We start from the raw sequence: 16366 nt of genomic DNA on the forward strand, positions 1-16366 counted from the left end.
TTGCCGGCGCTCGGCCGCCACGAAAAAGCCGCCTCGGGGGCGGCTTTTTTCGAGGGTGGCGCAGCTGCGTCAGCTCAGGCGCGGCGTCTCACTGCCGAGCCGGGGTGCTGCCACGGCAGTGGCGTTGCGCGGCGTGGTTTCGTCGTGCCTCACCGTGGAGGCGCCGGCGGCGGTCAACCGCAGCGCCTGGGGCGGCACCTGCAGGCCGTACGAGGCTGCGGTGACCGCCAGGATGACCGGCAGTCGCTGCAGGATGGAAGAGGTTTTCTGTTCGTTCATGGGGTCCCCTGAATCTGTTTTGTGGAAGAGAACCCACAAGTATGCGAGCGCCGTGCGTCCATTTCGTGACACCGCGCGCCGCAGCGCGCGAATTGGGAGGCCTCCGACGCTGAGCGCAGGACATTTCCCACGGGGATGTGGGGTCCCAGCCGGCTACTCGTCCAGCGAGGCGCTCCAGCGGTCGCCCCAGCCGCGCTGCGCCTGGTCGAGCTCGCGGCGGCCGCGCTTGGTGGGCCGGCCGTGCTCGATGGCCAGGGCCGGTTCGCGGGCGTAGCGGCGCTGCTCGGCGGCCTGCTCGCGCGCGCGCAGGCTGTCGGCCGTTTCCTCATAGAGCTGCTGGGCCACCGGCGCCGGACCCCGCACGCTGGACAGCGCCTTGACGACCACGGTGCGCGTCACCGCTTCCCGCCGCACGGCCACGGTATCGCCGACCTTGACCTCGCGCGCCGGCTTGGCCTCCTGCCCGTTGATCTCCACCCGGCCCTTGCCGATCTCGTCGGTGGCCAGGGTCCGCGTCTTGTAGAAACGCGCGGCCCACAGCCATTTGTCGATGCGCAGTCTGTCCATCAGCCTCCATTGTCGGCCAGCGGCAGGCGCGCCGTGGCATCCAGTCCCTCGGTATGGCGCCGACCGCGCCGGTTTTCAAGCTCGAGCGTGCCGCCCAGCGCCGACACGATCTCGTGGCAGATGGCAAGACCCAGGCCCGAGCCGCCGTGCGCGCGGCCGGCGGCAAAGGGCTGGAACAGGCGGCCGCGCAGCTCGACGGCGATGCCCGGTCCGCTGTCCGCGACGGTGAGGGCGGCCCAGCGCCCGTCCGTCACCAGCCGCACCGACAGCCTGCCGCCAGCCGGGCCATGCCGGATCGCGTTGTGCAGCAGGTTGCGCGACAGCTCGCGCAGCATCCACTCGTGCGAGCGCACCGGCGCCGGCTGCGTGTCGATCTCGAAATCCAGGTCCTTGTCGGCCACCAGCGGGGACAGCTCGAGCGCCACCGCACGCACCACCGCGGCCCAGTCGCTGCTGCTTGCGGGCTGCTGGCGCAGCTGTTCGACTTTGGCCAGCGACAGCATCTGGTTGGCCAGCTGGGTGGCCCGGTCCACGGTGGCGTTGATCTCGGCCAGCGCATCGCGTGCGTCCATGTCGCCGCGCAGCGCCGACTGCACCTGGGTCTTGAGCACGGCCAGGGGGGTGCGCAGCTGGTGCGCGGTGTCGCGCACGAAGCGCTTCTGGTTGTCCAGCAGCTGGGCCAGGCGGGCCATCACCTGGTTGGTGGCCTCGACCAGCGGCAGCAGCTCGCGCGGCGCGTCGGGCGCGGCGATGGCCGTGAGGTCGCCCTCCGGCCGGGCCTGCAGCTGGGCCGACAGCCGCCGCACCGGCCGGGTGGCGCGCTGCACCACCACCACCGCGACCAGGGCGATCACTGCCACCAGCCCGGCCTGGCGCCACAGCGTGTCGATCAGGATCTGCCGGGCCAGGGTGCGGCGCAGCTCCAGCGTCTCGGCCACCTGCACCACGGCCATGCCGCGGCCGCCGGCGCCGGCCACCGGCTGCAGCAGCACCGCCATCCGCACTTCGCTGCCCTCGAAGCGGTCGTCGTAGAAGTCCACCAGCGCGGCATAGGGCGGCCGCTGGGACAACTCGCCGCGCCAGAAGGGCAGGCCGGCGAAACCGGAAACCAGCTCGCCGCGCAGGTCGGAGACGCGGTAGAACAGCCGGCTGCGGTTGTCGGCCTCGAAGGCCTCCAGGGCCGAGTAGGGGACGGTGGCGCGCAGCCGGGCCTGCTCGTCGTAGCCCTGCACGTCCAGCTGCTCGCCAATCACCTTGGCCGAGGCCAGCAGCGTGCGGTCGTAGGCGGTGTTGGCGGCCGACAGCGCCGTGCCGTAGAGGCTGGCGCCATTGAGCGCGATCAGCACCACCACCGGTACCAGGATGCCCAGCAGCAGGTAGCGGCGCAGCGAGACCGCCCGGTGCCCGTTCATGCGGCCTTCAGCAGGTAGCCCAGCCCGCGCAGGGTCATCAGGGTGACGCCGGTATCCGCCAGCTTCTTGCGCAGCCGGTACACCACCACCTCGATGGCCTCGGGCTGCACGTCCGGCTCGCCGGGGAACACCAGCTCGAACAGCCGCTCCTTGGACACCGCGTGGCCGGGCCGCGCGCCCAGCGCCTGCAGCAGCGCCGCCTCGCGCGGCGTGAGCTCCAGCACCTGGCCGTGCCGGTAGAAGGCGCCGCTCTCCCGGTCGTAGCGCAGCGCGCCGATGTGCAAGGCGGGGGCGGGCGGTTCGGCTTGCGAGCCCGGGTGGCGGCGCAGCAGGGCGCGCAGCCGCGCTTCCAGCTCGTCCAGGTCGAAGGGCTTGGGCAGGTAGTCGTCGGCGCCGGCGTTCAGGCCCAGCACGCGGTCGCCCACGGTGCCGCGGGCCGTCAGGATCAGCACCGGCGCCGCCAGGCCGGCTCCGCGGGCATGCTCGAGCACCTGCAGGCCGTCCAGGCCGGGAAGGCTGAGGTCCAGCACGACCACGTCGGGCGGCGCGGCCTGCCACAGCGCCAGCGCGCGCGGCCCGTCCGCGCAGGCCGTCACGGCCATGCCCCGGCGGGCCAGCGCCCGCTCCAGCGTGCGCCGCATCGGCGCGTCGTCTTCCACCAGCAGCAGTTTCATTCGCGGCCGTGAGGTTAGCCGGTCCGTGGCCGCCCGCATCCTTCGGTAGTTTCCCCAATGCGGCAGGACAGCCGAATGACAGGTGGACGGCGCATCATGGGCGCCGACCCCATTCCAAGGAGACACCATGCGCCGCGATACCTTCCTCAAGACCCTTGCTGCCCTGGCGGCGGCCGGTGCGTTGCCGCTGCCGGCACGCGCGGCGGCCAACGTGAAGATGATGATCCCCGCCAACCCGGGCGGCGGCTGGGACATCACCGGCCGGGCGCTGGGCAAGGCGCTGCAGGAAGCCAAGGTCGCCGACAACGTCAGCTACGACAACAAGGGCGGCGCTGCGGGCGCGCTGGGCCTGGCCCAGTTCGTCAACGCCAGCAAGGGCGATCCGAACGCCATGATGGTGATGGGCGCGGTGATGCTGGGCGGCATCATCACCGGCAAGCCGCCGGTCAGCCTGACCCAGGCCACGCCGATCGCGCGGCTGACCAGCGAGTACAACGTGTTCGTGCTGCCGGCCAATTCGCCGTTCAAGACCATGGCGGACGTGGTCAACCAGCTCAAGAAGGATCCCGGCAGCGTCAAGTGGGGCGGCGGCTCGCGCGGCTCCACCGAGCACATCGCCGCGGCGATGATCGCGCGCGACGTGGGCGTCGACCCGGCCAAGATCAACTACGTCGCCTTCCGCGGCGGCGGCGAGGCCACGGCGGCCATCCTGGGCGGCAACGTCACGGTGGGCGGCAGCGGCTACAGCGAGTTCGCCGAGTTCATCGCCGCCGGCAAGATGCGCCCCATCGGGGTCACCTCGGGCACGCGGCTGAAGGGCATCGACGTGCCCACGCTCAAGGAGCAGGGCATCAACGTCGAGATCGGCAACTGGCGCGGCGTGTACGGCGCGCCCGGCATCAACGACGCCCAGCGCAAGCAGCTCACCGACATGGTGCTGGCCGCGCTCAAGACCAAGTCCTGGCAGGAGTCGCTGGAGAAGAACAACTGGACGCCGGCCGTGCTGGCCGGCCCGGCTTTCGGGAAGTTCGTCGACGACGAGTTCGCCAGCCTGCGCGCCACCATGGTCAAGTCAGGCATGGTGTGAGCGGCGGCAGCAAGGCGGTGCAGAGCGCCGTCGGCGCCGGCGTGCTGCTCCTGGGCCTGGCGCTGGCGGCGGGGGCCCTGCAGATCCCGGCGGCCGCCGGCTATGGCGGCGTCGGCCCCAACTTCCTGCCCTGGGTGGTGTCGGTGGCACTGGCCGTGTGCGGCGTGGCCATCGTCCGCGAAGCGCGCACCGGCGGCTTCCGGAACATGGATCCGCCGTCCGGCGCGGCCCGGGCCTGGTGGCCGGGCTTCGCCTGGGTCTCGGCCGGGTTGCTGGCCAATGCCGCGCTGATCACCACCATCGGCTTCCTGCTCAGCTGCACGCTGTGCTACCTGCTGGCGGTGCAGGGTTTGCGCCGCGCGGCCGGCCAGCCGATCGGCCCGCGCACGCTGGTCATTGACGCCATCACCGGCGCGGCCATCTCGGCGCCGGTGTACTGGCTGTTCACCAAGTTCCTGGCCATCAACCTGCCGGGCCTGACGTCCACGGGCTGGATCTGATGGACATCCTCGACGCGCTGCTGCAGGGCTTCGCCACCGCCATCAGCCCGGCCAACCTGCTGTGGGCGCTGGTCGGCTGCGCCCTGGGCACGGCGGTGGGCGTGCTGCCCGGCATCGGGCCGGCGGTCGCGGTGGCCATGCTGCTGCCCATCACCGGGCAGGTCGAGGTCACGGCCTCGATGATCTTCTTCGCCGGCATCTACTACGGCGCGATGTACGGCGGCTCGACCACATCGATCCTGCTGAACACCCCCGGCGAGACCGCCACCATGGTCACGGCCATGGAAGGCAACAAGATGGCCAAGAGCGGCCGCGCCGGCGCGGCGCTGGCGACGGCGGCCATCGGCTCCTTCGTGGCCGGCACCATCGCCACGGTGGTGGTCACGCTGTTCGCGCCCTATGTCGCCGAGTTCGCGGTCCGGCTCGGGCCGCCCGAGTACTTCATGCTGATGGTGCTGGCCTTCACCACCGTCAGCGCGGTGCTGGGCAAGAGCACGCTGCGCGGCCTGACGGCGCTGTTCCTCGGGCTGGCGATCGGCTGCATCGGCCTGGACCAGATCTCGGGCCAGCCCCGCTACACGCTGGGTGTGGCCGAGCTGCTGGACGGCATCGAGATCGTGCTGGTGGCCGTGGGCCTGTTCGCGGTGGCGGAGGTGCTGTACGCCGCCATGTACGAAGGCCGGGTGAGCGAGACACGCAACCCCATGAGCAAGGTGTACATGACGGGCCGGGACTGGCGCCGCTCCATCCCGGCCTGGCTGCGCGGCACCGCCATCGGCGCGCCCTTCGGCTGCATCCCCGCCGGCGGGACCGAGATCCCCACCTTCCTGAGCTACGCCACCGAGAAGAAGCTGGCCAAGGGCGAGAACCTGGCCGAGTTCGGCGGCAAGGGCGCGATCGAAGGGGTGGCCGGGCCCGAGGCGGCCAACAACGCCAGCGTGACCGCGGCGCTGATCCCCCTGCTGACCCTGGGCATCCCCACGTCCAACACCACGGCCATCCTGCTGGGCGCCTTCCAGAACTACGGCATCCAGCCCGGGCCGCAGCTGTTCACCAGCTCGGCGGCGCTGGTCTGGGCGCTGATCGCCTCGCTCTACATCGGCAATGTGATGCTGCTGGTGCTGAACCTGCCGATGGTGCGGCTGTGGGTGCAGTTGCTGAAGATCCCCAAGCCCCAGCTGTATGCCGGCATCCTGATCTTCGCCACGGTGGGCGCCTACGGCATGCGCCAGAGCGCGTTCGACCTGGTGCTGCTGTGGGGCATCGGCCTGCTGGGCGTGGTGATGCGGCGCTTCGATTTCCCCACGGCGCCGGTGGTGGTGGGCATGATCCTGGGCCCGCTGGCCGAGGCGCAGCTGCGCAACGCGGTGTCCATCGGCGAGGGCAGCTTCGCCGTGTTCCTGCAGCGCCCCATGTCCCTGGCGCTGCTGCTGGCGGTGGTGGCGGTGCTGGTGCTGCCCCGGCTGCTGGCCCGGCGGAGCGCCCGGCGGGCGGTCGCGCCGGGCGCCTGAGGACTCAGCGGATCCCGGCGCAGTTGGCGTAGAAGGTGGTGGTGGCGGGCCAGTCGGAGAACACGCCCAGCACGCCGACCTGCTTGGCGAGCACGTCCAGCACCTGCATCATGTCGCCTTCGCGGCGGATGGCCGGATCGACGCTCTGGTAGTAGGAGCCGTTGTTGCCGTCGGCCAGGATGCCCGAGCGCTCCAGGCTCCAGGTGATGATGTCCAGGCCGGCGGTCTTGGCATTGCGCGCGTACTGCGAGGGCACGATGTTGCCGGCGGCGTCGGTGGTGAGCAGGGCGAAGATCGGCGGCGCGACGATCTGGATGCCCTGCATCTTGTACGAGGCCAGCTCCGCGTAGCCGGGCAGGTCGGCCACGGTGTTGGCGTCGTCCAGGTACACCGCCTGCTTGCCGTAGGCCGGCTCGCTGCGCACCCAGTACAGCACGTCGTCCTTGCTGAACGACTGCGGCCAGACGCGGCGCGGCGGCACGCCGGCCTGCTTGTACTCGTCGATCATCTTCTGCGCGTAGGCCTCCTGGGAGAAGCCGTCGAAGGGCATGGTCACGCTCGCGTTCTTGAGTTCCGGCGTCATCTTCACGCCCAGCTTCTTGAACAGCTCGATGCTCTCCCTGTGCGTGAGCAGGGTGCCGCTGGTGGGGCCGGAATACAGGTCGGTGCGCCAGTTGGCCGTGCCGGCCATGTACTCGGCCACGGTGCGGGCGCGCGGGTTGAAGGCGTCCATCTTGCCGCGCAGGGTCTTGAACTCGGCCAGGGTCACCTCGCTGGTGCGGCATTCGGCGCTGGCCGGCCTGACCAGCGTGCCGGCGGCATCGAAGACCGCGGGCGTGAACGGCTTGACGCACTTGGACGCCAGCGGCGTGGCCAGGATGTTGGTGGTGGTGTGCAGGTCGTTCTGGGCATGCCGGCACACCAGCTCCTTGTCCTTGGTGAAGGTCACGTCGCACTCGACGATGCCGGCCCCCATGCGCGCGGCCGCCTCGTAGCTTTCCTTGGTGTGCTCGGGGAATTGCAGCGGCGCACCCCGGTGGCCGATCGAGAAGTCGCTGCTGCGCCAGCGGTCGCGCTTGGCGGCGCAGGCCTGCAGCTCCGACTTGAGGGCACCCGGCTTCATGTCCTCGACCAGGAAGAACGGGCGCGGGCCCATCTGGACGCTGGCGGGCTCGTCGGCCAGGCCCAGGCCCGGCAGCAGGCCGGCGAGGCCGGCCAGGGTGAAGCTGAGAAAACGGTGGCGCATGGAGTCTCCTTGGGTGGGGGATGCCGCGGCCACGATACGCCACGGCGCCACGCATCGGAAGCGCGGCCGTGTCAATCTAGCCGGCGGCGATGACGCCATCGTGACTCGGGCGGACCTGCCGCTCGCTGCTTGGCAGCCGTGGCGGCGCTGCGGATCCGTCGTCGCGGGGAACCGCTGAGTCGATGTCCGCCGACATGCGAATGCCTTCTTGCTGACGACAGTCTTCCGTGCTGCCCGATGGCTTCGTGGCGCAGCCCATCCACCATGCTTTGACATGCTGAGCCTTGCGCCGTCCGCGCTGTCGGGCGTTGCCGGCGCGCAGCGTGTGTCGATCCACCCTGCGGTCTGTTGCCGACCCGCCATGAAGGAGATGTCCCCATGAAAACCCTTGCCAGAAAGTTCGGCCTGAGCCTGCTGTCCTTGGCCTTGGCCGGAGCGTTCGGCCTCAGCTACCCGCCGGATACCTTTGCCCAGGCTGGCGGGGGCGGTGCGGGCGCTGGAGGCGCAGGCGGTGGGGCCGGGGGAGCCGGGGGTGGAGCGGGTGGAGGTGCAGGCGGTGGCGCCGGGGCCGGAGGAGCAGGGGCTGGCGGGGGTGGAGCGGGCGCCGGGGGCGCAGGAGCTGGCGGTGGTGGAGCGGGAGGAGCAGGGGCTGGAGGTGCAGGCGGTGGCGCCGGGGCCGGAGGAGCAGGGGCTGGCGGCGGTGGTGCGGGTGCTGGAGGAGCAGGTGCTGGCGGCGCGGGAGGAGCAGGGGCTGGAGGTGCAGGCGGTGGCGCCGGGGCCGGAGGAGCAGGGGCTGGCGGCGGCGCCGGCGCTGGGGGAGCGGGCGCCGGCGGCGCGGGAGCTGGTGGCGGCGGAGCGGGGGCTGGCGGGGCAGGGGCTGGCGGGGCAGGTGGCGGTTCCGGAGCGGGAGGCGCTGGGGCCGGTGGTGGTGGCGCCGGGGCGGGCGGCGCGGGTGCCGGAGGCGCCGGTGGTGCAGGTGCCGGCGGTGCGGGTGCAGGAGGAGGCGCTGGCGGCGGAGCCGGTGGTGCGGGCGCAGGTGGTGCAGGCGCAGGAGGAGGTGCTGGCGGCGCGGGTGGCGGGGCCGGCGCAGGCGGTGCGGGTGCTGGGGCAGGTGGTGGCGCAGGTGCCGGTGCCGGCAGTGGCGCCGGTGCGGGAGGAGCAAGTGCAGGGGGTGGTGCAGGCGCCGGGGGAGCAGGCAGTGGTGCCGGAGCCGGCGGCGCAGGAGCCGGGGGTGCCAGCGCAGGTGGCGCGGGTGCGGCGGGGGCTGGCGCCGGGGGATCAGGGGCTGGCGCCGCAGGTGGCGCTGGAGCGGGAAGCGCCGGCACCGGGGGAGGCAGTGCCGCCGGGGCCGGAGGTGCCGGCGGCACGGGAAGCAGTGGCGCAGGCTCGGGCAGCGGCGGTGCTGCAGCAGCCGGAAGCAGCGGCGGGACTGCCGGGGCTGGAACCGGGGGCAGTGCTGGAGGCAGCAGTGCTGGCGCCGCGGGCGGTGCCAGTGCAGGGACAGCCGGTGGCACTGGCAGCACCGGTAGCACCGGTACCGGTGGTGCGGGCAGCGGCAGTGCCGGAACCGGCACCGCTGGCGCGGCAGCGGCCGCGCCCGGAAACGCGGCCGGCAGCACCGGCCCGGGCACGTCCAGCGCGGGCAATGCAGCAGCAGCTGCCGTGGGCAGCACGGCGCCGGCTGCCGTCTCGCCAACCATGGATGCGGGCGGGCCGGCGCCCGACGGCGTGGGGCCCGCTCCGGGTCCGGGCATCGCGATCATCCGGACGGTGCCGGCATCGCCCCGGACCGCGGGCCCGGTTCCCGGCCCCGTGCCCGGTCCGGCCAGTGTGTCCGTTCCTGCCGTGGTCAGCGTCCCCGCTGCCCGGCCGGCGCCGACGGCATCGGCGCAGCCGCAGGTTCCTCCTGCCATCACGGAAACCCAGTCGATGGGCGCGGGGCCTTCGGTGGCCTCGTCTCCTGGCCCTTCGGCGCCGAGCGCCCCGGCGCCGGGGTCGGCGGCGCCCGCGGGATCCGTGACCTTCCCCATCCCGTCGCGGGACGGCCTGCCCTCCGCGCAGACGCTTCCGCCGCAGGAGCCCTTGATCCTGGACCGGCCCCTGCCGTCGACCCAGTAGCGGGCGCGAAGCGCAGCGATGCCGCGGCCGCCGGCCGCGGCGTAACATCGCGCCCATGGCGCTTCCCGACAACCTTCCCCGCGACGGCGAACGCATCCTGGAGCTGGCCGCGCGGTCCATGTTCCAGCTGTTCTCCAGCGCCAGCGAGGGCATGTTCCTGGTGGACCGCGGCGGACGCATCGTCTGGCTGAACGACGGCTACAAGCGCTTCCTGCCGGCCCTGGGCTTCTCGTCGGTGGACCAGTTCCTGGGCCACCGCGTGGAGGACGTGGTGCCCAACACCCAGATGCGGCGCGTGCTGGAGACCGGCAAGCCCATCCTGGTGGACCTGCTCACCAACCGCGCCGGCACCTTCGTGGTCAGCCGCATCCCGCTGCGCGACGACGCCAGCGGCGAGGTGATAGGCGCCATCGGCATCGTGCTGTTCGACCACCCCGAGACCACGCTGCAGCCGCTGATCCAGAAGTTCGCCCACCTGCAGCGCGAGCTGGACGATGCCCGGCGCGAACTGGCCAGCCAGCGCCGCACCAAGTACACGCTGGCCAGCTTCGTCGGCGCCAGCCCCGCCGCCGCCGAGGTCAAGCGGCAGGCCCGGCGCGCGGCCGCCACGGCCAGCCCGGTGCTGCTGCTGGGGGAGACCGGCACCGGCAAGGAGCTGCTGGCCCATGCCATCCATGCCGCATCGCCCCGCGCCAGCCGGCCGTTCGTCAGCATCAACATCGCCGCCGTGCCCGACACGCTGCTGGAGGCCGAGTTCTTCGGCGTCGCGCCGGGCGCCTACACCGGCGCCGACCGCAAGGGCCGCGACGGCAAGTTCAAGCTGGCCGACGGCGGCACGCTGTTCCTGGACGAGATCGGCGACATGCCGCCCAGCCTGCAGCCCAAGCTGCTGCGCGCGCTGCAGGAGGGCGAGATCGAGCCCCTGGGCTCCAACAAGGTCGTGCCCTTCGACGCCCGCGTGATCGCCGCGACCTCGCGCGACCTGGGCGCGCTGGTGCGCGAGGGCCGGTTCCGCGAGGACCTGTACTACCGCCTGAACGTGCTGCCCCTGCGCGTGCCGCCGCTGCGCGAGCGGCGCGCCGACATCCCGGCGCTGGTGGAGGTGCTGGCCGAGGACATGGCGCTGCGCAACGGCACGCCGCCGCCCGAGCTGTCGGCGGACGCGCTGGCGCTGCTGCAGGCCCAGGGCTGGCGCGGCAACATCCGCGAGCTGCGCAACGTGCTGGAGCAGGCCGCGATGCGCAGCGACTCGCCGCATCTGGGCGCGGGCGAGCTGGAGGCGGTGCTGCGCGAGTCGGGCGTCGAGCGCGTCGAGCCGCCACCGGCCGCACCGGCATCGGCAGCCGCCCTGCGGCCCCTGGCCGAGCAGGTGGCCGAGGTCGAGCGCCAGGCCATCCAGGCCGCGCTGTCCGCCACCGGTGGCAACAAGCTGGCCGCCGCGCGGCTGCTGGGCATCTCGCGGGCCAAGCTGTATGAGCGGCTGGAGGCACTGGCTGGAAACCGGGCAGTGTCCGTTTCCCGGACAGGCTCGGTTGTCCGGTTTCCGGACACGGGGCGCTGCGGCTGAAGGAAACCCAGGCGCCACAGGCACTTGGGCGGCTGGCACGGCTCGTGCGTTCCCTGCCCCGGATTCGTGCAGACACCATAAGGAGACAACGTAATGCAACGCCGCACCTGGGTGGGCCTCGCCGCCCTCGCCACTGCCACGCTCGCCGCGCCCCTGGCCTTTGCCCAGGCCAAGGACATCAGGATCGCCCACGTCTACAGCCGCACCGGCCCGCTGGAGGCGTACGGCAAGCAGACCCAGGTGGGGCTGACCATGGGCCTGGAGTACGCGACCGGCGGCACCATGACGATCAACGGCCGCAAGATCGTCGTCATCGAGAAGGACGACCAGGGCAAGCCCGACCTGGGCAAGTCGCTGCTGGCCACGGCCTATGCCGACGACAAGGTGGACCTGGCCGTCGGCCCCACCTCCTCCGGCGTCGCGCTGGCCATGCTGCCGGTGGCCGAGGAGTACAAGAAGATCCTGCTGGTCGAGCCCGCGGTGGCCGACTCCATCACCGGCGACAAGTGGAACAAGTACATCTTCCGCACCGGCCGCAACAGCTCGCAGGACGCGATCTCCAACGCCGTGGCGTTGGACAAGCCCGGCACCGTGATCGCCACCCTGGCGCAGGACTACGCCTTCGGCCGCGACGGCGTCAAGGCCTTCAAGGAGGCGGTCAAGAGCGCCAAGATCGTCCATGAGGAGTACCTGCCGCAGAACACCACGGACTTCACGGCAGGCGCCCAGCGGCTGATCGACAAGCTCAAGGACCAGCCGGGCCGCAAGGTGATCTGGATCGTGTGGGCCGGCTCGGGCAACCCGTTCAAGATCGCCGACCTGGACTTGAAGCGCCACGGCATCGAGATCGCCACCGGCGGCAACATCCTGCCGGCCATGGTGGCCTACAACCAGTTCCCGGGCATGGAAGGCGCCAGCTACTACTACTTCGGCTTCTCCAAGAACCAGCCCAACCTGTGGCTGGTGACCAACCACTACCAGCGCTTCCAGGGCCCGCCCGACTTCTTCACCGCCGGCGGCTTCTCTGCTGCGATGGCTTTGGTCACCGCGCTGAAGAAGACCAACGGCGACACCGCCACCGACAAGCTGATCGCCACCATGGAAGGCATGTCCTTCGAGACGCCCAAGGGCATGATGACCTTCCGCAAGGAGGACCACCAGGCCATGCAGTCCATGTACCACTTCCGCGTCGCGCCCGGCGCCAAGCCCGGCGCCATGGCCGACCTGCATCTCGTCAAGGAGATCAAGCCGGCCGAGATGAACGTCCCCATCCGCAACAAGCGCTGATGCGCCGGCCGGGCATTGCCTGCCCGGTCCCGTTTTCCCCTCTGAAGTTCCAGTCGTTCCAACCCCGGGCCACACGGGGCGATGAGGTTTCGTGTCCGTTCGAACCACCACCACCAAGGAGACAAGACGATGAGATTCAGATTTGCGCCCACGCTGCTGGCCGGCGCCTTCCTCATGGCGGCCACCGCGGCCGCCCACGCCGCCGTGGCCCTGCCCAAGCTCAACATTGACAAGTCGCGCACCACGGTGTCCGGCCTGTCCTCGGGCGGCTTCATGGCCAGCCAGCTGGGCTATGCGCATTCGGCCACGTTCAAGGGCGTGGGCGTGTTCGCCGCCGGGCCCTACATGTGCGCCGGCCACAACAACTACACCGCCTGCATGTACAACGCCAGCATCAGCAGCACCCAGCTGGCGACCATGCAGAACAGCATCAACAGCTGGAGCGGCGGCCAGATCGACGACAAGGCCAACGTGGCCGCCCAGAAGATCTTCATGTTCGTGGGCAGCAGCGACGCGACGGTGGGCCCCAACCCGATGAACGCCGCCCGCACGCAGTACGCCAACAACGGCGTGCCCACGGCCAACCTGGAGTTCGTCCAGCGCGCCGGCACCGCGCACGTCTTCCCCACGGACTTCGACGCCACCGGCAACAACAGCTGCAGCAGCAGCAGCTCGCCCTACATCAGCAACTGCGGCTACGACGGCGCCAAGGCGGTGCTGACCCGGCTCTACGGCACGCTGAACGCGCGCAACAACGCGCCGGCCGCCGCCAACTACATCGAGTTCGACCAGACCCCGTTCACCAACAGCAACCCCGGGATGGCCGCGACCGGCTGGGCCTACGTGCCGAGCAACTGCGCCAGCGGCTCGCAGTGCAAGGTGCACGTGGCGCTGCACGGCTGCCAGCAGACCTACGCCACCATCGGCGACAAGTTCATCAAGAACACCGGCTACACCCGCTGGGCCGACACCAACAGCATCGTCGTGCTGTTCCCGCAGACCAAGGTGGACAACATCAGCCGCCAGACCGCGGCCAGCGGCTCGCTGAGCAACCCCAACGGCTGCTGGGACTGGATCGGCTGGTACGGCAGCAACTTCGCGCAGAAGACCGGCGCGCAGATCACCGCGCTCAAGGCGATGGTCGACCACGTGTCCTCCGGCGCCGGCTCCGACGGCGGCTCGACCACGCTGCCGGCCCCGACCAACGTCACGGCTTCGGGCGCGACCAACACCTCGATGAACATCGCCTGGAGCTCGGTGACCGGCGCCGCGGGTTACAACGTCTACCGCAACGGCAACAAGACCAACGCGTTGACGGTGACGGGCACCAGCTTCACCGACGGCAACCTCTCGCCCGGCACCACCTACAGCTGGACGGTTCGCGCGGCGGACGCCAACGGCGTGGAGGGCGCGGCCTCGGCGCCGGTCAGCGGCACCACCACCGGCACGGCGGCCACCTGCTACACCTCCAGCAACTACACCCACACCACCGCCGGCCGCGCCTACACCTCGGGCGGGTATACCTACGCCAACGGCTCCAACCAGTACATGGGGCTGTGGAACACCTACACCACGACCACGCTGAAGCAAACCGGCACGAACTACTACGTGATCGGCACCTGCTAGCGTTCACAAGGAGACCATGAGCCTGCTCGCCACCCGTGATCTCACGGTCCGCTTCGGCGGCCACGTGGCGGTCGATGCCGTGACCTGCTCGTTCGAGCCCGGCACGCTGACCGCCATCGTGGGCCCCAACGGCGCCGGCAAGACCACCTACTTCAACCTGATCTCGGGCCAGCTCAGGGCGAGCGCGGGCTCGGTGACGCTGGGCGGGCGCGACCTGTCGCGCCTGCCGGCGTCCGAGCGCACCCGCGCCGGGCTGGGCCGCGCCTTCCAGCTCACCAACCTGTTCCCGCGCCTGTCGGTGCTGGAGAACGTGCGGCTGGCGGTGCAGGCCAGCCGCGAGGGGCGGCACCGGCGCGGCCTCAACCTGTGGAGCGTGTGGAGCGACCATGGAGCGCTGCGCGCGCGGGCGGACGAGGTCCTGGCGGCGGTGGCCCTGCGCGACAAGGAGGAGGAGCTGGTGGCCAACCTACCGCACGGCGACCAGCGCAAGCTGGAGGTGGCGCTGCTGATGGCCCTGGAGCCGCAGGTCTTCATGTTCGACGAGCCCACGGCCGGCATGAACGCGGCCGAGGCGCCGGTGATCCTCGATCTGATCCGCAGGCTCAAGCAGGACCGCAGCAAGACCATCCTGCTGGTGGAGCACAAGATGGACGTGGTGCGCGAGCTGGCCGACCGCATCATCGTGCTGCATAACGGCGCCCTGGTGGCCGACGGCAAGCCGGCCGAGGTGATCGCGCTGCCGATCGTCCAAGAGGCTTACCTGGGCGTTGCAGCCAAGGAGGCGGCATGAGCGTCAACCTCCTCGAACTCTCCGGCGTGCACACGCACATCGGCGCGTACCACATCCTGCACGGGGTGGACCTGCAGGTGCCGCGCGGCCAGCTCACCATGCTGCTGGGCCGCAATGGCGCGGGCAAGACCACCACGCTGCGCACCATCATGGGCCTGTGGCAGGCCTCGCAGGGCAGCATCCGCTTCGACGGGCAGGACATCACCCGCCTGGCGACGCCGCAGATCGCGGGACAGGGCGTGGCCTATGTGCCGGAGACCATGGGCATCTTCGCGGACCTGACCGTGAAGGAGAACATGCTGCTGGCCGCGCGCCGGGCGCGCCGCGCCGGCGAGATCGACGACGCGCGGCTGAAGTGGATCTTCCGGCTGTTCCCCGCGGTGCAGAAGTTCTGGAACCACCCGGCCGGCAAGCTGTCGGGCGGGCAGAAGCAGATGCTGGCGGTCTCGCGCGCCATCGTCGAGCCGCGCCAGCTGCTGGTCATCGACGAGCCCAGCAAGGGGCTGGCGCCGGCCATCATCAACAACATGATCGACGCCTTCGCCGAGCTCAAGGCCAGCGGCGTGACGCTGCTGCTGGTCGAGCAGAACATCAATTTCGCCAAGCGGCTGGGCGACACGGTGGCGGTGATGGACAACGGACGCGTGGTGCATGCCGGCGCGATGCGCGAGCTGGCGCAGGACGAGGAACTGCAGCGTTCGCTGCTGGGGTTGGCGCTGTGAACTTGAGAGAGCTGGACTGGAAACCCCTGGCCCTGGTGCCGCTGCTGGCCCTGGCCGTGCTGCCCTTCATCGGCTCGGCCTCCACCTGGGTGACGCTCACCGTGGCCGGCCTGGCCATGGGCATGATCATCTTCATCATCGCCTCGGGCCTGACGCTGGTGTTCGGCCTGATGGACGTGCTGAACTTCGGGCACGGGGTGTTCATCGCGCTGGGCGCCTTCGTCGCCACCAGCGTGCTGGGCGCCATGGGCGACTACACGGCGTCGCAGAGCCTGCTGACCAACCTGCTGGCGGTGTTCCCGGCCATGGTGGTGGCCATGCTCGTCGCCGGCGCCGTCGGGCTGGCGTTCGAGCGCTTCATCGTGCGGCCGGTGTACGGCAACCACCTGAAACAGATTCTCATCACCATGGGCGGCATGATCATCGGCGAGGAACTGATCAAGGTGATCTGGGGCCCGCTGCAGATCCCGCTGCCGCTGCCGCAAGGCATGCGCGGCACCGTGCTGTTGGGCGATGCCGCGGTGGAGAGGTACCGCCTGCTGGCCGTGATCGTCGGCGTCGCGGTGTTCGCCATCCTGCTGTGGACGCTCACGCGCACCAAGATCGGCCTGCTGATCCGTGCCGGCGTGCAGGACCGCGAGATGGTGGAGTCGCTGGGCTACCGCATCCGCGTCCTGTTCATCGGCGTCTTCGTCGTGGGCAGCGCGCTGGCCGGGCTGGGCGGCGTGATGTGGGGCCTGTACCAGCAAAACGTGGTCCCGCAGATGGGCGCCCAGGTCAACGTACTGATCTTCATCGTGCTCATCATCGGCGGCCTGGGCTCGACCACCGGCGCCCTGATCGGCGCGCTGCTGGTGGGCCTGATGGCCAACTACACCGGTTTCCTGGTGCCCAAGGCGGCGCTGTTCTCCAACATCGCGCTGATGATGGCCATCCTGCTGTGGCGTCCCCAGGGCGTGTACGCGCTGTCGAAGTGAGCC

Annotated in this window: 15 protein-coding genes; 10 read left to right on the forward strand and 5 right to left on the reverse strand. The window is 70.9% G+C overall.

Annotated elements, in window-relative coordinates:
• Positions 1-69: 69 nt before the first annotated feature.
• The 4 genes from RTA_RS07950 to RTA_RS07965 all read right to left on the reverse strand — a co-directional run bounded on the left by RTA_RS07950 (position 70) and on the right by RTA_RS07965 (position 2971).
• Positions 70-279, reverse strand: coding sequence for a hypothetical protein (locus tag RTA_RS07950; protein ID WP_013900875.1), 210 nt, complete (start codon positions 277-279; stop codon positions 70-72).
• 153 nt (positions 280-432) lie between these two features.
• A complete protein-coding gene (locus tag RTA_RS07955) occupies positions 433-846 on the reverse strand; it encodes an RNA-binding S4 domain-containing protein (RefSeq protein ID WP_013900876.1) in 414 nt (137 codons plus the stop codon).
• Positions 846-2258 (reverse strand): sensor histidine kinase, encoded by a 1413-nt coding sequence (locus RTA_RS07960; protein WP_013900877.1) that lies wholly within the window; start codon positions 2256-2258, stop codon positions 846-848. Before RTA_RS07960 ends, RTA_RS07955 begins: the two co-directional genes overlap by 1 nt.
• Entirely contained in the window at positions 2255-2971 is a 717-nt protein-coding gene (locus RTA_RS07965) for a response regulator transcription factor (protein ID WP_013900878.1), read from the reverse strand. Before RTA_RS07965 ends, RTA_RS07960 begins: the two co-directional genes overlap by 4 nt.
• Positions 2972-3059: 88 nt before the next feature.
• On the opposite strand from RTA_RS07965, the gene RTA_RS07970 reads away from it, so the two are divergent.
• The 3 genes from RTA_RS07970 to RTA_RS07980 are packed head-to-tail and all read left to right on the forward strand — an operon-like array spanning position 3060 to position 6030.
• Positions 3060-4019, forward strand: coding sequence for a Bug family tripartite tricarboxylate transporter substrate binding protein (locus RTA_RS07970; protein WP_013900879.1), 960 nt, complete (start codon positions 3060-3062; stop codon positions 4017-4019).
• On the forward strand, positions 4016-4519 hold the full coding sequence (locus tag RTA_RS07975) for a tripartite tricarboxylate transporter TctB family protein (protein ID WP_013900880.1): 504 nt from the start codon (positions 4016-4018) through the stop codon (positions 4517-4519). The genes RTA_RS07970 and RTA_RS07975 overlap by 4 nt, the downstream gene beginning before the upstream one ends.
• Entirely contained in the window at positions 4519-6030 is a 1512-nt protein-coding gene (locus tag RTA_RS07980; RefSeq protein ID WP_013900881.1) for a tripartite tricarboxylate transporter permease, read from the forward strand. The genes RTA_RS07975 and RTA_RS07980 overlap by 1 nt, the downstream gene beginning before the upstream one ends.
• 4 nt (positions 6031-6034) lie before the next feature.
• Here RTA_RS07980 and RTA_RS07985 read toward each other — a convergent pair whose 3' ends face one another.
• Entirely contained in the window at positions 6035-7276 is a 1242-nt protein-coding gene (locus RTA_RS07985) for a glycerophosphodiester phosphodiesterase family protein (protein WP_013900882.1), read from the reverse strand.
• Positions 7277-7742: 466 nt separating this feature from the next.
• On the opposite strand from RTA_RS07985, the gene RTA_RS20955 reads away from it, so the two are divergent.
• The 7 genes from RTA_RS20955 to RTA_RS08025 all read left to right on the forward strand — a co-directional run bounded on the left by RTA_RS20955 (position 7743) and on the right by RTA_RS08025 (position 16363).
• Positions 7743-9296 (forward strand): hypothetical protein, encoded by a 1554-nt coding sequence (locus tag RTA_RS20955; protein WP_049871250.1) that lies wholly within the window; start codon positions 7743-7745, stop codon positions 9294-9296.
• Between the two features lie 153 nt (positions 9297-9449).
• Positions 9450-10961, forward strand: coding sequence for a sigma-54 interaction domain-containing protein (locus tag RTA_RS08000; RefSeq protein WP_013900884.1), 1512 nt, complete (start codon positions 9450-9452; stop codon positions 10959-10961).
• A 93-nt stretch (positions 10962-11054) separates the two neighbouring features.
• A complete protein-coding gene (locus RTA_RS08005) occupies positions 11055-12248 on the forward strand; it encodes a substrate-binding domain-containing protein (protein WP_013900885.1) in 1194 nt (397 codons plus the stop codon).
• A 129-nt stretch (positions 12249-12377) separates the two neighbouring features.
• Positions 12378-13874 (forward strand): extracellular catalytic domain type 2 short-chain-length polyhydroxyalkanoate depolymerase, encoded by a 1497-nt coding sequence (locus tag RTA_RS08010; protein ID WP_013900886.1) that lies wholly within the window; start codon positions 12378-12380, stop codon positions 13872-13874.
• A gap of 16 nt (positions 13875-13890) precedes the next feature.
• Positions 13891-14664, forward strand: a complete 774-nt coding sequence (locus RTA_RS08015) for an ABC transporter ATP-binding protein (RefSeq protein ID WP_013900887.1) — start codon at positions 13891-13893, stop codon at positions 14662-14664.
• Positions 14661-15386, forward strand: coding sequence for an ABC transporter ATP-binding protein (locus RTA_RS08020; RefSeq protein ID WP_013900888.1), 726 nt, complete (start codon positions 14661-14663; stop codon positions 15384-15386). Before RTA_RS08015 ends, RTA_RS08020 begins: the two co-directional genes overlap by 4 nt.
• Complete coding sequence (locus RTA_RS08025; protein ID WP_013900889.1) at positions 15383-16363, forward strand: branched-chain amino acid ABC transporter permease; 981 nt, start codon at positions 15383-15385, stop codon at positions 16361-16363. The genes RTA_RS08020 and RTA_RS08025 overlap by 4 nt, the downstream gene beginning before the upstream one ends.
• Positions 16364-16366: the final 3 nt, after the last annotated feature.

The sequence above is a fragment of the Ramlibacter tataouinensis TTB310 genome, from assembly GCF_000215705.1.
Classification (GTDB): domain Bacteria; phylum Pseudomonadota; class Gammaproteobacteria; order Burkholderiales; family Burkholderiaceae_C; genus Ramlibacter; species Ramlibacter tataouinensis.

Excerpts from the sequence above, each read along its gene's own strand:
- RTA_RS07950 (WP_013900875.1), bottom strand. The coding sequence starts at position 279 with ATGAACGAACAGAAAACCTCTTCCATCCTGCAGCGACTGCCGGTCATC.
- RTA_RS07955 (WP_013900876.1), bottom strand. The coding sequence starts at position 846 with ATGGACAGACTGCGCATCGACAAATGGCTGTGGGCCGCGCGTTTCTAC.
- RTA_RS07960 (WP_013900877.1), bottom strand. The coding sequence starts at position 2,258 with ATGAACGGGCACCGGGCGGTCTCGCTGCGCCGCTACCTGCTGCTGGGC.
- RTA_RS07965 (WP_013900878.1), bottom strand. The coding sequence starts at position 2,971 with ATGCGGGCGGCCACGGACCGGCTAACCTCACGGCCGCGAATGAAACTG.
- RTA_RS07970 (WP_013900879.1), top strand. The coding sequence starts at position 3,060 with ATGCGCCGCGATACCTTCCTCAAGACCCTTGCTGCCCTGGCGGCGGCC.
- RTA_RS07980 (WP_013900881.1), top strand. The coding sequence starts at position 4,519 with ATGGACATCCTCGACGCGCTGCTGCAGGGCTTCGCCACCGCCATCAGC.
- RTA_RS07985 (WP_013900882.1), bottom strand. The coding sequence starts at position 7,276 with ATGCGCCACCGTTTTCTCAGCTTCACCCTGGCCGGCCTCGCCGGCCTG.
- RTA_RS08000 (WP_013900884.1), top strand. The coding sequence starts at position 9,450 with ATGGCGCTTCCCGACAACCTTCCCCGCGACGGCGAACGCATCCTGGAG.
- RTA_RS08005 (WP_013900885.1), top strand. The coding sequence starts at position 11,055 with ATGCAACGCCGCACCTGGGTGGGCCTCGCCGCCCTCGCCACTGCCACG.
- RTA_RS08010 (WP_013900886.1), top strand. The coding sequence starts at position 12,378 with ATGAGATTCAGATTTGCGCCCACGCTGCTGGCCGGCGCCTTCCTCATG.
- RTA_RS08015 (WP_013900887.1), top strand. The coding sequence starts at position 13,891 with ATGAGCCTGCTCGCCACCCGTGATCTCACGGTCCGCTTCGGCGGCCAC.
- RTA_RS08020 (WP_013900888.1), top strand. The coding sequence starts at position 14,661 with ATGAGCGTCAACCTCCTCGAACTCTCCGGCGTGCACACGCACATCGGC.